Origin of the sequence: Bradyrhizobium sp. CCBAU 45389 (genome assembly GCF_028128625.1) — a bacterium.
Classification (GTDB): domain Bacteria; phylum Pseudomonadota; class Alphaproteobacteria; order Rhizobiales; family Xanthobacteraceae; genus Bradyrhizobium; species Bradyrhizobium liaoningense_B.
The window spans coordinates 95,491-116,676 of the sequence record NZ_LBIY01000005.1 but is presented as its reverse complement, the minus strand read 5'-3'; the positions used below and the strand labels follow the sequence as shown (position 1 = coordinate 116,676).

General features: G+C 65.0%; 19 protein-coding genes. 6 read left to right on the top strand and 13 right to left on the bottom strand.

What is annotated here, in order from left to right; genetic code table 11:
- Window positions 1-97 precede the first annotated feature (97 nt).
- From XH79_RS04570 to XH79_RS04560, 3 genes are all read right to left on the bottom strand, one after another.
- A complete protein-coding gene (locus tag XH79_RS04570; protein ID WP_271580857.1) occupies window positions 98-1,285 on the bottom strand; it encodes a pyridoxal-phosphate-dependent aminotransferase family protein in 1,188 nt (395 codons plus the stop codon).
- 106 nt (window positions 1,286-1,391) lie between these two features.
- Entirely contained in the window at window positions 1,392-2,114 is a 723-nt protein-coding gene (locus tag XH79_RS04565; RefSeq protein ID WP_271580856.1) for a thermonuclease family protein, read from the bottom strand.
- A 219-nt stretch (window positions 2,115-2,333) separates the two neighbouring features.
- Complete coding sequence (locus tag XH79_RS04560; RefSeq protein WP_271580855.1) at window positions 2,334-4,064, bottom strand: hypothetical protein; 1,731 nt, start codon at window positions 4,062-4,064, stop codon at window positions 2,334-2,336.
- Window positions 4,065-4,486: 422 nt separating this feature from the next.
- Here XH79_RS04560 and XH79_RS04555 point away from each other — a divergent pair, with 422 nt between their 5' ends.
- Complete coding sequence (locus XH79_RS04555; protein WP_271580854.1) at window positions 4,487-5,338, top strand: caspase family protein; 852 nt, start codon at window positions 4,487-4,489, stop codon at window positions 5,336-5,338.
- 133 nt (window positions 5,339-5,471) lie between these two features.
- Here the strand turns inward: XH79_RS04555 and XH79_RS04550 are convergent, their stop codons facing one another.
- The 4 genes from XH79_RS04550 to XH79_RS04535 form a co-directional block, all read right to left on the bottom strand.
- Window positions 5,472-6,365 carry an efflux RND transporter periplasmic adaptor subunit gene (locus tag XH79_RS04550; RefSeq protein WP_271580853.1) on the bottom strand — a complete coding sequence of 298 codons (894 nt, stop codon included), beginning with the start codon at window positions 6,363-6,365 and terminating at the stop codon, window positions 5,472-5,474.
- Between the two features lie 177 nt (window positions 6,366-6,542).
- Window positions 6,543-6,722, bottom strand: a complete 180-nt coding sequence (locus XH79_RS04545) for a hypothetical protein (protein WP_271580874.1) — start codon at window positions 6,720-6,722, stop codon at window positions 6,543-6,545.
- A 59-nt stretch (window positions 6,723-6,781) separates the two neighbouring features.
- The gene (locus tag XH79_RS04540) at window positions 6,782-7,906 is read right to left on the bottom strand and encodes a lactonase family protein (RefSeq protein ID WP_271580852.1); all 1,125 of its coding nucleotides are present in this window, start codon (window positions 7,904-7,906) and stop codon (window positions 6,782-6,784) included.
- A gap of 126 nt (window positions 7,907-8,032) precedes the next feature.
- A complete protein-coding gene (locus XH79_RS04535; protein ID WP_212347184.1) occupies window positions 8,033-8,170 on the bottom strand; it encodes a hypothetical protein in 138 nt (45 codons plus the stop codon).
- A gap of 90 nt (window positions 8,171-8,260) precedes the next feature.
- Here XH79_RS04535 and XH79_RS04530 point away from each other — a divergent pair, with 90 nt between their 5' ends.
- The 3 genes from XH79_RS04530 to XH79_RS04520 all read left to right on the top strand — a co-directional run bounded on the left by XH79_RS04530 (window position 8,261) and on the right by XH79_RS04520 (window position 10,949).
- Window positions 8,261-8,494: a hypothetical protein gene (locus XH79_RS04530; RefSeq protein WP_271580851.1), complete on the top strand. Its 234-nt coding sequence runs from the start codon at window positions 8,261-8,263 to the stop codon at window positions 8,492-8,494.
- A 96-nt stretch (window positions 8,495-8,590) separates the two neighbouring features.
- Window positions 8,591-8,713 carry a hypothetical protein gene (locus XH79_RS04525; RefSeq protein WP_271580850.1) on the top strand — a complete coding sequence of 41 codons (123 nt, stop codon included), beginning with the start codon at window positions 8,591-8,593 and terminating at the stop codon, window positions 8,711-8,713.
- A gap of 136 nt (window positions 8,714-8,849) precedes the next feature.
- Window positions 8,850-10,949: a methyl-accepting chemotaxis protein gene (locus XH79_RS04520; protein ID WP_271580849.1), complete on the top strand. Its 2,100-nt coding sequence runs from the start codon at window positions 8,850-8,852 to the stop codon at window positions 10,947-10,949.
- Between the two features lie 164 nt (window positions 10,950-11,113).
- Here XH79_RS04520 and XH79_RS04515 read toward each other — a convergent pair whose 3' ends face one another.
- Window positions 11,114-12,811 carry a GMC family oxidoreductase gene (locus XH79_RS04515; RefSeq protein WP_271580848.1) on the bottom strand — a complete coding sequence of 566 codons (1,698 nt, stop codon included), beginning with the start codon at window positions 12,809-12,811 and terminating at the stop codon, window positions 11,114-11,116.
- Window positions 12,812-12,934: 123 nt separating this feature from the next.
- Window positions 12,935-13,294: a hypothetical protein gene (locus tag XH79_RS04510; protein WP_212347192.1), complete on the bottom strand. Its 360-nt coding sequence runs from the start codon at window positions 13,292-13,294 to the stop codon at window positions 12,935-12,937.
- A 344-nt stretch (window positions 13,295-13,638) separates the two neighbouring features.
- Between XH79_RS04510 and XH79_RS04505 the strand changes: the two genes are divergently transcribed.
- Window positions 13,639-14,157 carry a Spy/CpxP family protein refolding chaperone gene (locus tag XH79_RS04505; protein WP_271580847.1) on the top strand — a complete coding sequence of 173 codons (519 nt, stop codon included), beginning with the start codon at window positions 13,639-13,641 and terminating at the stop codon, window positions 14,155-14,157.
- Window positions 14,158-14,429: 272 nt separating this feature from the next.
- Here the strand turns inward: XH79_RS04505 and XH79_RS04500 are convergent, their stop codons facing one another.
- The 4 genes from XH79_RS04500 to XH79_RS04485 form a co-directional block, all read right to left on the bottom strand.
- Window positions 14,430-14,600 carry a hypothetical protein gene (locus tag XH79_RS04500; RefSeq protein WP_271580846.1) on the bottom strand — a complete coding sequence of 57 codons (171 nt, stop codon included), beginning with the start codon at window positions 14,598-14,600 and terminating at the stop codon, window positions 14,430-14,432.
- A 1,014-nt stretch (window positions 14,601-15,614) separates the two neighbouring features.
- On the bottom strand, window positions 15,615-16,007 hold the full coding sequence (locus XH79_RS04495) for a hypothetical protein (protein ID WP_271580845.1): 393 nt from the start codon (window positions 16,005-16,007) through the stop codon (window positions 15,615-15,617).
- A gap of 282 nt (window positions 16,008-16,289) precedes the next feature.
- Window positions 16,290-18,953, bottom strand: coding sequence for a bifunctional diguanylate cyclase/phosphodiesterase (locus tag XH79_RS04490; protein WP_271580844.1), 2,664 nt, complete (start codon window positions 18,951-18,953; stop codon window positions 16,290-16,292).
- A 234-nt stretch (window positions 18,954-19,187) separates the two neighbouring features.
- Window positions 19,188-19,883, bottom strand: coding sequence for a hypothetical protein (locus tag XH79_RS04485; RefSeq protein WP_271580843.1), 696 nt, complete (start codon window positions 19,881-19,883; stop codon window positions 19,188-19,190).
- A 183-nt stretch (window positions 19,884-20,066) separates the two neighbouring features.
- Here XH79_RS04485 and XH79_RS04480 point away from each other — a divergent pair, with 183 nt between their 5' ends.
- Entirely contained in the window at window positions 20,067-21,098 is a 1,032-nt protein-coding gene (locus XH79_RS04480) for a LysM peptidoglycan-binding domain-containing protein (RefSeq protein ID WP_271580842.1), read from the top strand.
- Window positions 21,099-21,186: the final 88 nt, after the last annotated feature.

The following is a 21,186-nucleotide window of genomic DNA, read 5'->3' as shown; positions in this document are numbered from 1 at the left end:
CGCCGTGCCCACCATCGATCCAACACTCCGACAGAAGCGGTGGGCACGCTTCGCTTTGCCCACCCTACGATACTGCCTTCGCAGGGACAGCGGCGCCTTACGCCGCCACTTCCTCACCCAGATACGACACCGCCGCTTCCAGCCCGCCCTTGCCGTGCGGGATCTTCAGCGCGTTCAGCGCGATCTCGACAACTCCCAGCGTGCCGAGCAGCATCGGCGCATTGACGTGACCCATATGGGCGATGCGGAAGGCTTGTCCCGAGAGATCGCCGATGCCGGTGCCGAGCACGACGCCGCACTTGTCCTTGCAATAGCGTTGCAGCACCGCGGGATCATGGCCGTTGTTCATGGTCACCGTGGTCACGGTGTTGGAGCGCTCGCTGGCTTCGGCGACGTTGAAGCCGAGCACCTGGCCTTCCGACCATGCGGAGACCGCGCGGCGCGCGGCTTCGCCGAGCAGGCTGTGGCGGCGGAAGGCGTTTTCAAGCCCTTCCTCGTGCAGCATGTCGATTGCCTTACGCAGCGCGAACAACAGATGCACCGGCGCGGTGCCGGCATATTTGCGATAATTCTCGGTGCCCTCGCGCTCGCTCCAGCTCCAATAGGGCGTCGACATGTTCGCCTTCTTGTGCACCTCGAGCGCGCGCGCGTTGGCGGAGACGAAGCCGAGGCCGGGCGGCGTCATCAGGCCCTTCTGCGAGCCGGACATCGCGACGTCCACGCTCCATTTGTCCATCTCGAACGGCATGCAGCCGAGCGAGGCCACGGTGTCGACCATGTAGAGCGCGGGATGGCCGCTCGCCTTGATCGCCTTGCCGATCGCCTCGATGTCGTTCTGCACGCCCGAGGCCGTATCGACCTGGACGACGACGACGGCCTTGATCTTGTGCTCCTTGTCGCGGCGCAGGCGTTCCTCGACCTCGTGCGGCCGCACGGCGCGGCGCCAGTCGCCCTTCAGCACCTCGACCTCGGCGCCCATCAGGGCGGCCGCATTGCCCCAGCCGATCGCGAAGCGGCCGCTCTCCAGCACCAGCACCTTGTCGCCGCGCGACAGCACGTTGCTCAGTGCGGCCTCCCAGGCGCCGTGACCGTTGGCGATGTAGATGTAGGACTTGCCCTTGGTCGCGAACAGTTTCGAGATGTCGCTGAGCAGGCTCTCGGTCAGGTCGAGCATCTCCTTGGAGTAGATGTCGATCGCCGGACGGTGCATCGCCCGCAGCACCTCGTCGGGCATCGTGGTGGGCCCGGGGATGGCCAGAAATTCCCGGCCCGCGCGAACGGTCATTGCATTGGTCCTTGTTGCTTGAGAACAGGATGGTGGGTTGCTGAGTCTCACTTTTACGCGGCGCTGGGATGCAAGAAAAGCGTCTAAAACGCAGGCCTGACGGCCCCTATCGTTTGGTCTCGCGGCAACCGGCGGCTTCGGCCTCCTCGACCGAACAGAACCAGCGGGTGCCCTTGCTGATCTTCATCTTGATCTGGGTGTACCAGCGGCTGGTCGGCTGGTGATAGATGCACTCGCCGGCGGTGTTGACGTTGCCCTTGATGGTGCAGTCGGGCGAGGGCGCGACCGGCCCTGAGGCCGAGGCTAGCAGCACGGCATGCGCGCCCTCCGGCGGCTTGGTGGCACCCAGGATGGCGGTTTTCTTGTTGCGCACGCGCCAGTCCCAGGGCGCGATGAAGGCGCCCTGCCACATGCCGGCCTTGGCCTCGCGCGCGGCGGCTTCATCGGGTTCATAGTCCTTGGAGACGCGGGTGTAGGCCAGCGCCCAGCCGTTGCGCACCAGCCATTTCTGGATGTCCTCGCCGCCGACCTCGCAGCGCGCCACGGTGCGGCCGCGCCGGTCGATCGCGCGGGTGTGGCAGACCCAGGTCTTTCCTTCCGTGTATTTGGCGAGTTCCTCGCGCGCGGCCACGCCGCAGGTCCAGCGCTCGCTCTTGGTGTTGAGACAGAGCTGGTCGGACGATGGCGCGTCGATGCCACCGAGCCGGATCCGCGTGTTGCCGATCACGACGGAATCGCCGTCGCGGACCTTTGCCGTGCCGGTGATGTCGGCGGCCTGGGCAAGCGACGGGGCGAGCAAGGCCAGCGCAATCAGGAATTTTCGCAACATGCCGGTCCGGGTGTTCAGGACAATCTCGATAAGCCGCGCAATTGTGGTCGGCTTTTGGCCTCCGGGCCAGCATATGCCTAACGGATGGGCTTTCAACTTCCTGTCATCTTGCGATGGCCCCGTAGGGTGGGCAAAGCGAAGTGTGCCCACGATGTCCAGCGTGGTGACGGGCGGTGGGCACGTCGCGCGAAGAGCGCGCCTTTGCCCACCCTACGAGACCTACCCCCGCCCCGCGATCGCCCGCTTCGCCACCGCCAGGCCCATCAGCACGAAGGCCGAGGTCACCTCGGGGCCGCCGACCAGGATCCGCGTCGGCGTCTTCATCTTGTTCCATTCGTAGGCGCGGAACGGGCCACGGCGGCCGCCTTCGCCGAGGCTTGCGATGATGACGTTCAGCGCCGGTGCAAAGGCACGCGGGTCGGCGCCGAGATGGCCGAGTGCGATCAGCGCCAGCGCGGCGTCGAACACGTTCATCTCCGCGGCCATCAGCTCACCCTTGACGTAGGAGAGCACGCGATGGCGGATGAAATCGAAATCGCCGTCGGGATCGATCGCCGCCTGCGCCGCCAGCGGCAGCGCGAGGAACGCTGCATAGCAGCGGCCGAAATACGCGCTGTAGAGCTCCGGCAGATAATAGATGTGCGAGCGCGGATTGGCGAAGGCGCCGCTGGCTGCCAGCCGTTTCTGGAAACCGATGATCCGGTGCACGGTGGCGAGCCGCGCCGGCGTCTCCAGGATCTTCCAGCGCGCAAGGTTTCGGAAGCTCACCTCGAGAATGTCGAGATTGAGCGTCGGATCGAGATCGTTGCCATAGGGGCGCTCGCCCTTGAGATTGTCGATCCAGGTCGCGACGCCGCCTTCATAGTCGATATTGTCGTTCAGCGGCACGGTGACGCGCGGCGCGTTGACACCGGCACGCACCTGATAGCCGGCGTAGAAGTCCAGCAGCGGCTGGTCGATGATCTCATCGATGCAGCCGGCCTGTGTTGCCGCCGAGATCGAGCAGGCCGTGGTGTCGCAATCCGGCACATAGACGCCGAAGCCGAGGTCCTGCTTGATCTGGGCGAAGAAGCGGGAAAAGCGCGGATGCGGCGCCGGCGCCAGCGCCGTGATGACGTTGAAGCGCGCGCCGTCCGTGCCCTCGACTTCCTCGCGGCTGATGTTGACGCAGAAATTCACCATGTCGCCGATCGCGCGCTCTGCCGCGATCTTGTCGGCCGGCGAGGCGAGCCCGGTCTCGACATAGCCGAGCAGCGCCTCGATGAAGAACGCATCGTAATAGGCCGAGCGGTGACGGATCTGCACCGGCTCCCACATCGGCTCGGCGATGCCTTTCCAGGGCGGATTGACCACGGCGCGCGCGGGCGAGCGTGCGATGAAGACGCGCGCGAGGTTGAACAGCAGCGAGGAGTTCTTGTAGCCGCGCGCGTTCAGGCCCGTCAGCGCCATGATCAGCTCGCGGCCGCGGCAATCGGGATCGCCGATCAGGTTGAAGGCGGCATAGGTCGGCAGGAAGCCGTTTCGGCGGTACGAGCCGAGCAGGTGCTGCGCGCAGTCGCGGATCACGCCGTCGATCTCAGCGGTCTGCGGCATGGTGCCGGTGAACATCGCCGGCGGCGGCTTGGGATGATCGAGCGTGATGCTGTCGACGAGATCGGCCACGGGCTGGCCGACCGCCGCCCAATCCGGCTCGGCATCATCGCGGGCGCGCGTGAGCACCTCGCGCAGCCGGGTCAGCTTCGCCTCGTCGCGCAGCTCGGGCAGCCCGGCGCGCCGCAGCAGCATCCGCAATGCGGGATTGCCGAGCGCGGTCTTGTAGAACTTTGCCAGATGGGGGTCGCCGCTGGCGCTGGCCGCCAGCACGGGATCGCAGACCTCATAAAGAGAGGGGCCGTCCTTCCGCGCCGTCAGCGCCCGGCAGGCGGCGCCGGCAAAATAATGAAAGCTCATGAAATACCTGGTCGCGGGGCCTTGCCCGGGAGTGGCGAGCGCGCACCGTCCGCCCGCCACCCCCTGCAAGTCCTTGAAAAGCTACCCGGATTCGCGGGAAAAACAAATGTGATGGTGGTCACGGAAATATCCGGCACGAGCCCTGCATGATCAGCCCCCGGAAGGCTACGGGGGATGCCATAAATCGAGAAAATCGGCTTGGAGAATTAACCAATAGCTTCAGTGACTTAGCTCAAATTTTGGGCAATCTATTGCCGGCGGGGCGATATCCGGTTAAGGGTTTGTTTGGTGCGGCGCCGCAAATTGCGCGCAATTCGGGGGCACTCCCCGGGCCAATCCCTCAAACCTAAAGACGCTATCGCGCTACTCAAACAGTGTGCGCGCGCTTGGCTGGTCTTTGGCACTGACAGGAATGAACCGAGATGAATGTAAGGCAGCTCGACATTTCCCGACGCACCATCGCGCTGGCCGCAGCCCTCATCGGCACGGTGTCGCTGGTGATCGGCGCGCATGCTGCCCTCAACATGCGTGCGCTCGATGCCGCCAAGGCCGTTACGACCGACCAGATCACCGGCTCGATCGGCCAGACCTCGCGCCTCGCCCTCGTCATCGGCAATGGACATTATCCCGACGCCAGCGCGCCGCTGACGCAGTCGATCAACGACGCCCGCGCGCTGTCCTCGTCGCTGCGCAAGAACGGCTTTGACGTCGACATGGTGGAAGACGCGACCAAGGACGACATGGTCCGCGCCGTCAATCGCCTGAAGTCCCGGATCAAGCGCGACACCGTCGTCATGCTGTTCTTCGGCGGCTTCGGCGTGCAGGCGGGACGCGAGAGCTACATGCTGCCGGTCGATGCCGTGATCTGGAAGGAAAGCGACGTCCGCCGCCACGGCGTCTCCATCGAGGGCGTGCTCGAGATGATGAAGGAGCAGGGCGCCAAGGCCAAGCTCGTCGTCGTCGACGCCTCCCGCCGTAACCCCTACGAGCGCCGCTTCCGTTCCTACAGCCACGGCCTCGCGCCGATCAGTGCGCCCGACAATGCGCTGATCCTCTCCTCGGCCTCGCCCGGCAAGGTCGTCGACGACGGCAAGGGCGAGCACAGCGTGCTGGTCGGCGAGCTGCTCGGCAATCTCAATGCGCAGAGCGGCAGCGCAGAAGGCGTCTTCAACAAGACCCGCGTCGCCATCTCCCGCGCCTCCGAGGGCGTCCAGGTCCCGACCGTGTCGTCCTCGCTGCTCGAAGACGTCCATTTCGGCGAAGCCGGCGGCTAGTTTCTCGCGGCAATCACAGCGGCCCTTGTAGGGTGGATTAGCCGAAGGCGTAATCCACCACTTCTCTCTCGCCTGCTTGGAAAGCAAAGAGATGGGTTACGCCTTCGGCTAACCCACCCTACGAAGTCATGCGCTACTTCGCCGCTTCCGCGCTGGCCATCGCCGGGCGCACGGGGTCGCCTTCGCGGAGCAGCGCGCCGGCGCGGGCGACGACGACGTCGCCTTCGTTGAGGCCGTCGCGGACCTCGATATTGCCGCCCGACATCAATCCGATCTCGACGCGCTTGGTCTCGACGCGGTTGCGGCGGATCACCTGCACCACGGTGCCGGCGGACGAATATTGCACGGCGGTGAGGGGGACTGCGACGTTGCAGCTCTGGCCGGTCTTGATCAGCGCGCGCCCGCTCGCGTTCAGCAGCAGCCGCTTCTGCGAGGAGATGCCGATATAGACCATGCCCTGCTGGATGTTCGGCTCGACGGTCGGCCCGATGCGGCGCACCTTGCCCTCGAGGTCGCCGGCGCCGGCGATACGCACCGTCGCCGGCTGACCGACGGCGAGCTTGCGCACATCGGTGGTCGCGACCAGGCCGACGAGATCGTATTCGCCGCGCGCCACGATGGTGAACAGCGCCTCGCCCTTGGCCGAGGCGAGATTGCCGATCTGGGCGGTGGAGGTCGCGATCACGCCCGCCACGGGCGCGGTGACCTGAAGCGTGCCGCCTTCGGGCAGCGCGAGGCGCGCCAGCACCTGGCCGGCCGTGGTGGTGTCGCCGGCTTCCGCCAGAACCTCCGTCACCTTCAAGCCCGGACGCTCGGGCCGCACCGAGGTTTCCTCGCGCGCGATGATAGTGCCGGTGGCCTCGACGATGTCGGAGAAGCAGGATTTTGCGACCTTGAGCACCGTGACCGCCGGCCCCTTGGGCGCATCGTCATCGGCGGCTCCGGCCGGATATTGACCGAGGACGAGCACTCCGGCGACGGCTGCGGGATACAGGCTTCGAACAACGGCACGGGACAAGGGGCGCATCGGAAATTCCACGGGGGCTATGCCTCCAATCGATAGCAGATGGCGGCAGCCCGGACTACGGCAGCGTTGTCCCAGAGCGGGATGCCATGCCGTCCGGGCTGACGCGGCAAGTCCTTGATTAGTCGCGGGATTGGACAACAGGTTCGCTGCCGGCCAGGCCGGCCCCGAGGGGACGGCTCAGCTCCGGCGATCGCCGAGCAGCCTGCCGGTGGAACGGTCGATCAGGTGCAGCCGCGTGCAGGCTGGGCACGCCACGGATACGTGCGTGCGATCGGCCGGCGCGTCGTCGAGCCGATGCTGCACGTTCATGCCGGTCTGCGGGCATTTGAAGAGGATATGGCGGTCCATGACCGCCATATGATGGCAACGCCAGGTCCGGCGAAATTACGGATGATTACGTAGGCGGTCGTGCCCCCTCACGGCAGGCTCAGGAATTCCACCCAGTTCGGCTTCTTGCCGGTGGGGTAGGATTTCAGCTTGGCCAGCGCGCCGCTACCTTGGTCGATCGCATAGACCGTCATGCCGTCGGAGAGCTCGCCGACCGCAGCGAGGTAGCGCCCGCTGGGATCGATGTTGAAGCCACGCGGCTGCTTCTCGGTCGGCACGCTGCCGATCGTGGTCAGCTTGCCGCTGACCGCGTCGACCTTGTAGGCGGCGATCGTGTTGGTGGTGCGCTCGGAGGCATAGAGGAAGCGTCCGTCCGGCGTGATGTGGATGTCGGCGGCCCAGGGTTTTCCGGAAAACCCTTCAGGCAGCGCGGTGGTGCGCTGGATCTCGTCCCATGCGCCGCTCCTGGCCTCGTAGGTGAACGCGGCGACATCGCCGTTCAGCTCGTGGAGCAGATAGACGAACTTGCCATTGGGATGGAATACGAAGTGTCGCGGCCCCGATTTTTCCGGCAACTTGTAGGTCGGCGGATCGCTCGGCGTGAGCGCACCGGTGGTGGGCTCGAACGCAAAGCTCAGCACCTGGTCGGAGCCGAGATTGGTCGCGAACACGAAGCGGTTGTCGGGCGAGGGCAGGAAGGCGTGCGCGTTCAGCCCGGTCGGGATCACCTGCGTCGGCGCGCCCACCACGCCGTTCGCTCCAAGCGGATTCACCGCGACCTTGTTGCCGCCATAGGAGGCGCTGAACAGCACCTTGCCGCCGCGGTCGGTGGCGATGTTCGCCATGCTGTCGGCGAGCGGTCCGTTGCCGATATGGCTGAGCTGGCCGGTCTTGGGGTCGATCGAAAAGCTCACCGCCTGGAACGGCTGCGAGCGCACGCCGGCAATCAGCACGCGGTGATCGGGCGTGATCGCGAGCGGCGTCGAGGACCCCGGTTTCTCCACGCCGGTAAAGGCGGCGGTCTGCACCGGTGTCATCTCGCCGTTCTCGGCCAGCTTGAACACGCTGATGTCGTTGCTGTCGGCGTTGCCGACATAGGCGAAGGTCTCGGCCATGCCGGCACGGGCTCCCAAAGTGAGGGCAAGAAAGGTGAGAGTGGTGGCGATCGCAGCGCGGGGCGCTTTGGATACGATGCAGCGGGTCGGACTCGACATGAGCGTTCTCCTCGGGGCAGTGCGGCGTTGTCGTTTTGCCGGAGAGGATAGCGGGCGGCACGTTGCCGCACCAAATTCCAATTGAGATCGATCGATGCCGAAATTGTATCGGTCTCGCTGGTGCGGCTATCGCACCGCAGCCGTCAAATTGCGGGAGGGCAGATGCGGTCCGGCCGGGCGGTTCGGCGGCCCGAGCACGGTCCACACCGCAACCGCGAGCAGGGCGCAGGTCAAGATGGTCGAGGCGACCAGTCGTTTTCGCATCAGCCCAAATCCTGTCTGTGCAAGTCCCGTTCGTCAAAGGCATGCGGCGACGCACGCTGATCATCGTGCACCGCAACCCGCAACGCTTCTATGAACTCGTTCACAGGCGAAAACAGGGCAATGCCAGCGAACCAATGCCGCGCGCAGGCATTGAACGGTATGCCCCGCGAAAACGATCTCGAAGGCAAGCCCGACATGGGCGGCAAGCATGGCGGTCAGGCCGGCCAGCCCAAGCTGCCGCCGCGCCCGCGCGACGAGGATGTCGTGGCAAAGCGCCACACCGGTGAAACCGATCGCGCATCGCCGCCGACCAAATCCAAATAGCGCCTCGCTTGCGCCGCGCTCACGTCAGGAACGGCAGCCTCGCCTTGCCGTTACCCTGATCCCGCAGGCGGAGGACGCCAGAACGGAGGGTGGCACGTGTTTTGGATTTATTGGGACACCGCCTGGTCGATCATCATCAGCGGCATCATGTTCACCACAATCGTCACGCATCCCGACGCCGAGTTCGTCGAGATCCAGGCGGCCAAGCAGGTGAAATGAGCCTGTCACGCCTTTAGATCTTCATCTCCATACCTCACTGGCCCTGCCCACGCGCCGCGGGCGGGTTTGGTGAACGGATTCTTAGGGGCCGACCGGTATTTTTCTGCATCTTTTCCGCAGAGGTCCGGCGCTCCCAATGGCATTGTTCGGCAATCCCTCCATTCGTTCCGTTCTCGGCGCCATCATCGGCGTCCTCGGCCTGTTTCTGGTCGGGCAGCTCGCGACCGGTCTGTTGGGGGCGATTGAACGCAACGGCGCCGCGCAGAAGGTCGAACGTTTCGCCAGCACCGACCAGCAGCTGTTTGCGACGCTGCTCGGCTTCCGGCTCGAGCGCGGCACCTTCCTGTCGGCGCTGGTCGCGGATGCGCCGGCCAATGCCAATGCCGATAACCGCATCGCCACCAACCGGCAGTTGTCCGAAGCCGCCTACAAAAGCGTGCTCGAGCGTCTCGACGGCGTAGCCGATCCGCGCCTCGCCGCTGCGCTCGGCAAGCTCGTCGCGATCCATGACGCGCTCGTGCCGCTGCGGCCCAAGGCGGAAGCCGCCATTCACCAGACCAAGGCGGAGCGTGATCCGAAGGTCGGCGACGAGTTTCGCAAGGCCGCGCAGGATTATCTCGATGCGATCCTGGCCCTGACCGCCGCGCTCGAGAACGCACTCAAGCTCACCGATCCCGTGGTCGATCATCTGCTCGCCGTGAAGCAGTCGGCCTGGGCCGCGCGAAATTTCGGCGGCCTCGTCGCCATTCGCCTGGAAACTGCGGCCGCGAGCGGCAAGCCCTGGAGTGCCGCCGACATGGTCGGCGCCGCCGAGGACACCGGCCGCGCCAAGCAGGCCTGGAGCCAGGTGCTCGACGCGGCCGCTCGCCCCGATGCGCCGGCAAGCCTCACCGACGTCATCGCGCGCTCGAAGCAGGGCGAGGCCGCCGCCATGACCGAACGCCAGCAGGGCTTCATCAAGGCGCTGAGCAACAACCAGACCATCGACATCAAGATCGAGGACCTCTCCAAGCTCAACACGGCGATCCTCAATTCCAGCGTCGAGGCGGGCCAGGCCGCGCTCGCCGAAATGGTCGCTCGCGCCGGACAGCAGATGATTTCGGCGAAATGGAGCCTCGCGCTGAATGGCGGGATGATGCTGGTTGCGCTCGCCATCACATTGTTCGGCTTCATCCTGGTGAACCGCCGCGTCAGCACGCCGATCCGCAAGATGACGCAGGCGATGCGTCGCCTCGCCGAACGCGACTATGCGATCGAGCTCGCCGGCATCGAGCGCGGCGACGAGATCGGCGAAATGTCGCGCGCGGTCGCCGTGTTCAGGGAGAACATGATCACCGGCGATCGTCTTGCCGAGGAGCAGGCCGCCGAGCAGGCAAAGAAGGAGCGGCGCCAGCTTGCCGTCGAACGACTGATCGAACAGTTCGAGAAGACCGTCACGGAATCGCTGCACACGCTCGCCTCCGCCTCGGGCGAGCTGAACGCCACCGCGCAGTCGATGTCGTCGACCGCCGAGCAGGGCTCGTCCAAGGCCGCTTCGGTCGCAAGCCTCTCGGGCGATGCTTCCTCCAACGTGCAGACGGTTGCCGCGGCCACGGAGCAGCTTTCGGCCTCGATCAGCGAGATCAGCCGTCAGGTCGCCGAATCCTCCAGCATTGCCGGCTCCGCCTCCGCCGAGGCCGATCGTACCAATGCCGAGGTGCAGGCGCTGGCCGATGCCGCGCAGCGCATCGGCGACGTCGTCGCGCTGATCACCGGCATTGCCGAGCAGACCAATCTGCTCGCGCTCAACGCCACCATCGAGGCCGCGCGCGCCGGCGAAGCCGGCCGCGGCTTTGCGGTGGTCGCATCGGAAGTGAAGAACCTCGCCACGCAGACCGCGAAGGCGACCGAGGAGATCACCGGCCAGGTCGCCGCGATTCAGGGCGCGACCCAATCCTCGGTGACCGCGATCCAGTCGATCGGCACCACCATCCAGCGGGTCAACGAGATTGCGGCCGCGATCGCGGCGGCCGTCGAGCAGCAGGGCGCTGCGACGCGCGAGATCGCACGCAACGTGCAGCAGGCCTCGCAGGGCACCAATGAGGTCTCGCGCCACATCTCCGGCGTGTCGCAGGCCGCCGGCCAGACCGGTGCCGCCGCCGGCGAGGTGCTGGATTCCGCAAAAATGCTGGCGCGCCTGTCGGATGATCTGAAGCGCGACGTCGACCGCTTCGTCGGCGATCTCAGGGCGGCGTAGTCCGAGTCTGTAGGGTGGGTTAGCCCTGCAGATGCGCGAAGCGCATCTGCTCGGCGTAACCCACCATGCTTCAGCGATTGCGGAACGAAGTTGGTGGGTTACGCCGAGTGATTGCGCTTCGCGCAATCACAGGGCTAACCCACCCTACAAAACCGTCGTCGCAATCACTGCACCATCGCCGCAGCGATCTTCTCCGCCGTCATCAGCACCGGAAAGTTGGTGTTGGCGCACGGCACCACCGGAAAGATCGAGGCGTCGACGACGCGCAGGCCCTGGATGCCCTTGACGCGGCCCTGGTTGTCGACCACCGCCATCGGATCGTCGGCCCGGCCCATGCGGCATGAGCAGGAGGCGTGCCAGACGCCGATGGTCGCCTTGCGCACGAAGGCCTCCAGCGCCTCGTCGTCGTTCATCACCTGGTTGAAGGTGAAGCCCTCGACCACGAAATTGTCGATCAGATAGTGACGTAGCGCCGCCGGACCGTCCATCAGGGTTGCCGCGATCCTGGTCAGGATCTTGTTCCTGGTATTGACCACGCCGATCTTGCGGACCTTGTCGGTATAGGCAGCCGGGAACGGCTTGTCCGTTACCTTCCTGACGATGTCGCTCATCTGCACCGCCGCCATCTTGCGGAAGCCGCTCATCAGGCGCTCGAGGTCGCGCCGGTCCGACAGCAGATTGAACTCGACGATCGGCTCGGCCGCGGGATCGCGCGAGGCGAGCTTGACCTGTCCGGTCTCGGAATAGGTCTTGTTGACGAAGGTCAGCAGCGAGCCGATCTGCGCGCCGACCGCGTGCCAGGCCGATTTGCTGAGAACGACGACGAACATGTCGCCCTTCGGCACGCCGGCGAGGCCCGAGGAATAGCGCAGGCCGAGCTGCATGTGGCGCCTGGTGTGCTCGTTCATGCGCGCGCCGCGGCGGACGAAGGACGACAGCGAGATCGAGGGATGATCCATCAGGCGCTGGCCGACACCCGGCAAGCCCATCAGCACGGGAATCCCCAAGTCCTTGAGGTGCCCGACCGGGCCGATGCCGGCGCGGAGCAGATGCGCCGGCGAATGGATCGCGCCGCTGGAGAGAATGATCTCGCGTCCGCGGAATTCCTGCTCGCGCCCGTCGACCACGGCCTTCACGCCGACGCATTGCGTGCCCTCGAACAGCAGCTGGCGCACTTGCGTGTTGGTGGAGATGGTGAGGTTGGCGCGCTGGCGGGTGGTGCGATCGAGATAGCCCATCGCGGCCGAGACGCGCTGCTCGGCCTGGTTGGAATGCGTCACCGGGAAATAGCCGTCGACGAACTCGCCGTTCTGGTCGGCCACGAATGGGTGCCCGGCCTGCTGGAAGGCCTGCGCGAACGCCTCCGAATGCCGCGTCCAGTGCTCCCTGGGAATTCTGCGCACCGGAATGCGGCCGTCCTTGCCGTGATAGGGCCCGTCGAAATCGAGGTCGCGCTCGACCTTCCTGAAGAAGGGCAGCACGTCTTTCCACGTCCAGCCCTCGGCGCCGCGCGCATCCCACTCGTCGTAATCGGTCGGCGCGCCGCGATTGGCCATCTGGCCGTTGATCGACGAGCCGCCGCCGAGCACGCGCGCCTGCTCGTATTTGCGCAAGGGCGGACGCGCTTCGTTCGGATTGTTGTGGCTGACGACCTGCGTCGTGACCTTGAGCTCCGTCCAGTGGAAGCGCGGATCGAAATAGGCGGTGCCCGGATAGCTGTCCCTGATCTCGGCCGGCTCGTTGCCGGGTGGTGTGTCCTGTCCGGCCTCGCAGAGCAGGACCTTGCTGGCACTCTTCGCGGAGAGCCGGTGGGCCAGCACGGACCCCGCCGAGCCGCCGCCCACGATGATGTAGTCGTACACGATTGGCGCTTCCTCTTGTTCTTGCACGAGGAGGCTAGCGTGGATTTATCGTGAGGTCACCTCACCGCAATCGTCGGTGCACCATGAACGCCACGAATGGCCCGCGGCTCGCGCGTCCGGATCTCACGTCATGCTGCCCGGGATGAAACAGCGGATCATGGCGCGGCCGTTGACGTAATAGGGCCAGACGAAGGTGCGGCCGGCGCGGTTCGGCTCCTTGATCACGGCGTCATCCGGCACGGTGATCCACTCGCCAAGAAGGCGCACACGGTAGTGTCCATCCTGCGTGTCCCAGTCGACGTCATCCAGTGCGGTGCCGTCGGCGTCGGCGCAGCACGGACCTCCAGCCTTGCTGTGCAGGCTTTCGAACCAGCCCTTGAGCGGCGAGTTCGCGTAGCGACCGTCGTCGCGGGCCTGTGCGGACAGGCCGATCATGGCGACAGCCGCCAGAAGAGGAATCATCCTGAAGGTCACGATCGCCATCTCGCCTCGCTCGATCCGCGCACGCGCGCAAGAACGCAGGCGCCAATCGCCTGCGTTGCGTGTGACGTGATGCTGGCTGACGCTCGCCGGTCACGGTTCCGGCCAGCTCGGCGGAGCGATAACTACGATCCGCAGCGTTTGATCCTATTTTGCGGAAAGGAGCCGGTCGTCGTCGCGCAATTACAGGTGGAGAATGGCGGCGCAAGAATGGACATGCCGCACGTCTTGCTCAGCCCGCGCGCCACAATTCCTTCTCCAAGTCCTTTGATTTGAATCAATATGACATCGCCCTGCCGACCATTGTTAGCGTGGTGCCTGGGGGCTGCTCACCTAGGAGGTTGCCGATGATGAAAATAGTAGTGATCGGAACAGCTGCACTCCTTCTTGCCGCGCCGTCGATCGCCAGCGCGCAAGCTCCGTCCTCCCCTGCGACGCCGGAACGGCTCAACGCGGTGGACCGGAATACACTGGTGGACATGCGGATCGATTTGACCAAGGCCGCATTGCAGCTGACACCTGACCAGGAAAAGCTCTGGCCGCCCGTCGAGAGCGCCATTCGTGCCAGAGCGGAAGATCGGAGGGCCCGTGTTGCAAAAATCTCGGAAACAGTGGGTAGACGGGCCGACCAAAATGCCGTCGAAACGATGCGAAATCGTGACCCCATCGCCTTCCTGCAACGACGCTCGGAGGCATTGGCTCAACGCTCAGCCGATTTGGATAAGCTCGCCGAGGCGTGGCAGCCACTCTACAAGACCCTCAATCCCGAACAGAGGCAGCGCATGGGGGCCCTCGCGGTCCTTGTGCTCCACGACATGAGCGATGTCGTGGAACGACGTCGTGCGCAGGCAGAGGACGAGGACTGAAACGGGATGTTGATTCATACAAGCCGCGTGATGGTCTGAACCTGCGCGGCTAATCAACTTTAAGCCTGGGGATGTCTCCTTTGCCAAGGTCGACATCCCCAGGCCGCATTCAAAGTGCTGTAGCCGACCAACGTGGCGGCAACGCGAGGCAGCGTCAGTGTTCACATCGTCAGTCTCGCCGGAAGCGCATAGCCAAAGGCGCGAGAGGCCGCGTTCGAGGCGAGCGGTTGAACAGACGAAAGCAGCTTTCGTTTATTGCACGTGCGAGTGCATCAGCGTCGTTGCTGCGTGATGAGGTCGTCCGACTGAATCGGCGCGAGTGGCATTGCCTGCGTCGATGTCGCGATGGCCAGCGCAAAACCGGCAACAGCAAATAACCTGATCATCGTCACGCTCCTCTTGAAATCATGCCGAGCAAGGTTGGCGCCCTTCGAAGGCAGCATCAGTCCGCATGCAGGAGCAGAAAGAGTTTGATCTGGAGGCGGCCGTGTGGACCGCCTCCTGGTCGCTGCGTGTTTCGTTGCCCTTGATCAGCATGCCGGGCGTGCAACCAATTCCGTTGCTTTGCGCATAATCACTTGTTTGCGCGACCCCTTAGATCAGAGTGTCATAACGTCGCTGATCCCCTGCGGGCCGAAGTCCATGTCCGCTGTACCCAATTTCGTCTGTGTCTTACGGGCAGCGGAACGGCATGCCGTTGGCGCCTGTGATCAAAGCCCCCGATGTGCAGGCCATGCCGGTGGGCGTTATGTACCAGCCAGTACTGTCGCTGGCTGTGGGATAGTAGGCATTAGCTCCCAAGCCTCCACCATAGTAGGCATTGGCTGCCAAGCCTCCACCATAGGAGGAAGGCCCACCTCTGTAGGGACTGACGCCCGTAACTCCATAGTTGCCGGCGCCTGTGTAAGGGCCGGTTCCCCATCCCCAGTTGGGGGATGTGGCCGCCACGGCAGCAGCCGTGCCCACGGCGGCCGCGCCGGCGACGCCAGCGCCGACGACTCCGGCTCGATACCCGTACGCAGCTCGGCGGTCTTGCCGGCGAGCAACACCTGCGACGCTCATTGGGGTCAGCGGCCGGCCGACCCGTGCTTGGGCACTCTCCACTGACAAAGAGATGCCGCGTTGTTCAGACCAGCTGAACGAGAACAGCGCCGCGCATGCGACAGTTGAGCTCGCGATTGCAAGTTTTGTCAGATGCAATTGTCTCATGAACTTGCTCCATGACTGGCTTGCCCCATGCTGAAAAGATGCTGCCTCCCCGCCGGGGTAGGATTGCGCTAGATCAAAGATGGACGAGGGGGCTTGCGGGCTCGGATAAGGCAGAGACTTTGACGCTACCAACGAGTTTTATTCGACGGTGCGGATCGAGCCAACCGAGCCCGTGAGGCCGAGAATGGACGGCGCTTTCAAAATGAAAGAGGCGGCGATTGCGCCGCCTCTCCTTGTGGTTCGCGCGCTTACTGGCAGACGTACATGATTCCGTCACCGCCCTTGATCAATGTGCCGGGCGTGCAGCCAATACCGTTGAGCTTCGCATAGCTATCCCAACCGTCGTAGCAGGTATAGGAAGCGCGTCCAAAGACCCCAACGGCCGTGCCGTACCCGGTCCTGCCGCCGACGCCACACCAGGGGCCGCCAGCGTAGTAGGCCCGCACTGCGTACCAGGGGAGACCGGTCTGATCGGGTATGTATTGATTATAGGGATACGGGCTGACATAGAGTCGCCTCGCCTGGGCACTCTCAACTGAGAGCGAAAGCCCGCGCTGCTCAGACCAGTCGACGGTGAACAGTGCAGCAAAAGCGATAGTCGAAGTTGCAATTGCAAAATTTCTGAAAGCTGTCTGCTTCATCGTTCTCCTCCTATGCTTGTCGTCCCCCTTTGCATAAGAAGGCCCGCCGGTTGAGGCCGACATTGACCAAGATCAAGGGCCTTGACCTGTCTCGTGACTTCGAGTTGTGGCTCTCGAGGAGCTTTGCATGTAACAGTGCGCAAGGGGGTAACCGAGGAATGCTGACGCGCCGCGCTCTCCGGTGTGTTTGCTCGGTGCCATGTCGGGCCGGGGCTGGCCGATCGCTTCAGGCGCTACAGGATTTTATTCGAGATCTTGTAGTGCCCGAACGACATGGCTGATCTAGGCTGCGGCCGCCTGCGCCGACAGCAGCTGCTTCAGCTTCGCCGCCGGCACCGCCGGGCTGAACAGCCAGCCCTGCATCTGGCTGCATCCGAGCTGCCGCAGCACCTCGCGCTGGGCCTCGGTTTCGACGCCTTCCGCCGTCGTCGCCATGTGGCGGGCGGCGGCCATGTGCACCACGGCCTGCACGATCGGAGACGAATCTTCCGACTGGCCGATGTCGCTGATGAAGCTGCGGTCGATCTTGATCTTGTCGAACGGGAAGCGGTGCAGATAGCTCAGCGACGAATAGCCGGTGCCGAAATCGTCGAGCGCGATGCGCACGCCGAGCTCGCGCAGTTGCTGCAGGATCGTCAGCGCCTCCTCGTCGTCGCGGATCAGCACGGTCTCCGTGATCTCGAGCTCGAGCCGGCCGGGCGCCAGCCCTGATTCCGCAAGCGCAGCGGCGACCTTGAGTGCCAGTGACCGCGACCGGAACTGCACCGGCGAGACGTTGACCGCGATGTGGATATTGCCGGGCCAGCTTGCGGCCTCGAGGCAGGCCTGCTTCAGCACCCATTCGCCGATCTCGCCGATCTGGCCGGTGTCCTCCGCGACCGGGATGAAATCCGCAGGCGAGACCATGCCGCGCTCGGGATGGCGCCAGCGCAAAAGCGCCTCGCAGCCGGTGACGACGTTGGCGGCGAGATCGACCAGCGGCTGATAGTGCACCTCGAACTCGCCGCGCGCGAGCGCCTGGCGTAGATCGAGCTCGAGCTGGCGGCGCTGCCGCGCCTTGGCGTCGTATTCGCTCACGAAGACGCGGAAGGTGCCGCGGCCTTCCGACTTCGCGGCGTACATCGCGAGATCGGCGCGCTTGAGCAGGTCTTCGAGATTGTCGCCGTGGTCCGGCGCGATCGCGATGCCGATGCTGGCATCGGTCGGAATCTCCTGGCCCTTGCAGTTCACCGGCACACGCAGCGTCTTGAGGATCGTATCCGCCAGCGCGGTCAGCTCGGCTTGATCACAGGTGCCGGCCTTGACGATGGCGAATTCGTCGCCGCCGAGCCGCGCGACGAGGTCGTTGCCGCTGACGCAGGCGCGCAGGCGGTTCGCGACCTGGCGCAGCAGCTCGTCGCCGACCTCGTGTCCCAGCGAATCGTTGACGCCCTTGAACTCGTCGACGTCGATATAGAGGATCGCGAACGGCTTGCCTTGGGCAAGCTCGGCGACGCGGCGTTCCAGATGGCTGCGCATCAGCACGCGGTTGGGCAAGTCGGTCAGCGCGTCGTAATGCGCCATATGCGCGATGCGTTCGGCGGCGCGGATGCGCTCGGTGACGTCGTCATGGGTGGCGAGCCAGCCGCCGGCGGCACCGGGCTGGTTCTTGATCTCGATCAGGCGGCCGTCACCCGTCTCCACGATCGCACTGTGCGTCTGCTCGACGCTGGCCAGGATACCGTCGCAATAGGCATCGACGTCGCCGTCGAAGGAGCCGGTGTCGTGGCGATGCTGGATCACGTCGCGGAAATAGGCGCCGGGCTTCACGACGTCGGCGGACAGGCGGTACATCTCGATGTAGCGCCGGTTACATACGATCAGACGCTGGTCCTGATCGAACATCAAGAGGCCCTGCGTCATTGTGTTCATCGCGGTGTCGAGCCGCTGCTTCTCGAGCGAGAGCCGGCGCGTCATCTGGCGGAAGATCAGGAACAGCGTCAGCACCAGCAGGCCGATCGACAGCACGGCGACGGCGACGAAGAATTTCGTTTGCGTGCGCCAGGTGACGAGCGTCGCGTCCAGCGATCTGGTCGCGACCACGACCAGCGGTTCGCCGGTCAGGAGGCGCGAGGCGACGATGCGGTCCTTGCCGTCGATCGGGCTCGCGAGCTGGGTCGTGACGAAGGTGCGCTCGAACACCGCCATCTGCTCCGGCGTGCCCTGGCGAAAATTCTGCCCGATCATGGCATCGGCGTGCGGGATGCGCGCGAGCAGCTGGCCGTTCTGGTGATGCATCGCGATCGAGGAATCTTCGCCGAGCCCCGCAGAGGCGAAGAAGGATTCGATCTGCCCCGGTGCGATCGCACGCGAGACGATGCCGAGGAACTCGCCGTGTGGCCCGGAGACACGTCGGGCGAACACGATGGCGGGGCCGTTGCCGAGTCGGCCGGGAACGACCTCGATCTCTTCCTGCGCAATCGGATCGTTCTTGAGCCGCTTGAAATAGCCGCGGTCGGCGACCGAGACGTCGGCGACAGGCCAGCGCCGCGACGAATTGATCAGCAGGCCCTCGGAATCGAACACATTGGCGCCGGCGACGTCGGACCAGCCGCTCGCCTTTGCGCGCAGCGCCTCGTGCATGGCGAGCGTGCTCATCTGGCTGCGGAACAGGTCGGCGGACTCGATGCCATGGCTTTCGAGCTCGGCGATGACGCTTTTCTGGAACACCGCGAAATCCGCGAACTCGCGGTCGTAATGCCGGGTGAGCAGCCGTACTGCGCTTTCAAGGCTGTCGCGGCCGCTCTCGATCGCGTTCTGCCGGAAGCGGTCGACGGTGAGCGCGGTGCCGATGGCGGTCGCAAGCATCAGCACGAAGCCGCCGGCGATCAGCCATGTCAGCGGCGCGCCGCGCCAGCGGCGCAGCAGCGCGCGCATCCGCGCGGTCCATCGAATCGATGTGCCCATCCAGCCCTCCCGTGGGATGCAAGATGCAGCAAAACCGACAAGACCCCGTTACCACAAAGGGTTAGGAAAATATGAATCGGAGTGGAATCAGTGGGTTGGTTCCATCGCGCAGTCCGTGGGGTGGATTAGCGGAGCGTAATCCACCACTTCCGTTTCCGCGGACGCGAACAGTGGTGGCTTACGCCAGCGGACTGAGCTTTGCGCAGCCGCCAGCTAACCCACCCTACAAACGCCTCACCGCCTGATCTCCCACTCCAGCGCTTCCGCGTTCTGCTTGGCGAACATCTTGGGCACGTCGAAGGTTCCGGTCTTGAGGTCGTAGCGGCAGCGCCAGTTGGCCAGTCCCTTCACCGCGACGTTCTTCGGATGCTTGTCCATCTCGCCCGACAGCGAGATCAGCAGGTAGCGGTTGTTGGGCCAGTCGACGCCGAGCCAGCGATAGCCGCCTTCCGTGCCTTTCACGAGATTGGCCGAGATGTGGTAGTCGAGCTTCATCCTCTTCGTGTCGGGCCGGCTGTGGAAATAGGCCCAGGCGAGATCGCTGAGCGATTTCTTCGTCGCATTGACGAAGGCGCCGTGCTCGAAATGGTAGAGAAAAAGATCCTGCGAGCCCGAGCCGGTCTTCTGCATCCGCACCAGCCATTGCGAGTCGCTGGTGAAGCGGAAGCCGGCGCCATAGCCCTGCTCGGGCTTGAGCTCCGTCATCTGATCGCCGCGCCGCGCCCAGACCTGCCATTTGACCTCGAAAAGGTCTTCGCTGTCCTTCATGTACTGCTCGAGCCTGGTGGCGCCGTCGGGCGAGGTGAAGGCGAGATCGGCATTGTCGGTGAGGATGTAGCCCGGCGGCGGGCCGGAGGCGGCGAGCGCGGGGGCGGCGGAAAGCGTCAAGGCGAGCGCCAGCCATCGGGCCGGGCGGATGAATGCGGTCACGGGAAAATCCTTAAAAAATAGCCGCGGTGCGGCCTCGCTGATTTGACTCGGTAAGGGCCGCGCCGGTTCATCCGCGGCGGCTGGAAACGATGGTCGATCATCCCTTCGAGCGACTTGCTGCCGTAACCAAATCGGCGCAGGCTACGGTCATCGGCTGATTTGCCAACAAGGGTTCGACTTCCGATGATGACCGCAACCAAGGCCCTCATTGCGTTCTGCCTGCTCGCGGTGGTTGGCACCGTTCTCGTGATCGGTTCCGCCGAGCTGCGCCGCCTGTTGCCGGGCGGAGCGGGCACCGAGATCGCTGTCGTCGCCAAGCCCGACGCCAAGCCCGACACCAAGGCTGAGTCCAAGCCTGAGCCCAAGGTCGAGCCCAAAGCTGCAACCAAGGCAGAGCCGAAATCCGAAGAGCCGAAGCTCGCCGCCGCACAGCCGGCGCCGGCCGCCGCGCCGAAGCCGGTCGCCGAGGCCCAGAAGCAGGTCACGGCCGCGCTCGCCGATCTCGCGCCGGTCAAGCCGCCGGCGGCCGCGACCGACGCCGGGCCGAGGTTCGACGTCGCCCGCGTCGACGATCACGGCGAGGCGGCGGTGATCGCGGGCCAGGCCGCACCGGGATCAAAGGTCGAGCTGCTGCGCGACGGCCAGCCGCTCCATTCGGTCACGGCCGATGCGTCGGGCCAGTTCGTGATGACGCCGCCGCAGCTGCCCGCCGGCAGCTACGAGCTGACGCTGCGCGCCAGGGCGCCCGATGGCACCGTCACGCAGTCCAGCCGGACCATGCCGGTGACGATCGCGGAAATCGCGCCGCCGCCCGCGCGTCCCGTGCCGGTTGCGAAGCAGGCCCAGAAGGTGGACGACAAGTCGGATGTCGTGGCGTCGCTGCCGTCGGCCGCACCGCGCCTGGCGTCAACGCCTGACGGGCCCGCGGTTCGGCCCAGAATGATGGCGGCACCGAAACCGAGGAGCATGGCACGCGTGCCGGCGGGCACGACGGTCGCATCGGCCTCGCCGGCCGACGCCCTCAGCGCCGCACCGACTGAAGCGGGCGGCAGCCGGGTGATCTCCCGCGGCGACAGCCTGTGGGCGCTCAGCCGGCGCGCCTATGGCGACGGCTCCCGCTATGCGGTGATCTTCAACGCCAACCGCGACAAGATCCACAATCCGAACCTGATCTACCCCGGCCAGACATTCGTGTTGCCGAAGAACACGCAGTGACGCGGCGCTTTGCCCTGTTCACCTCCGGAACATTTGGTTCCCCTGCGCGTCATTGTGGGTGAGACGCAATGCGCGCGTCGTGCGGGAG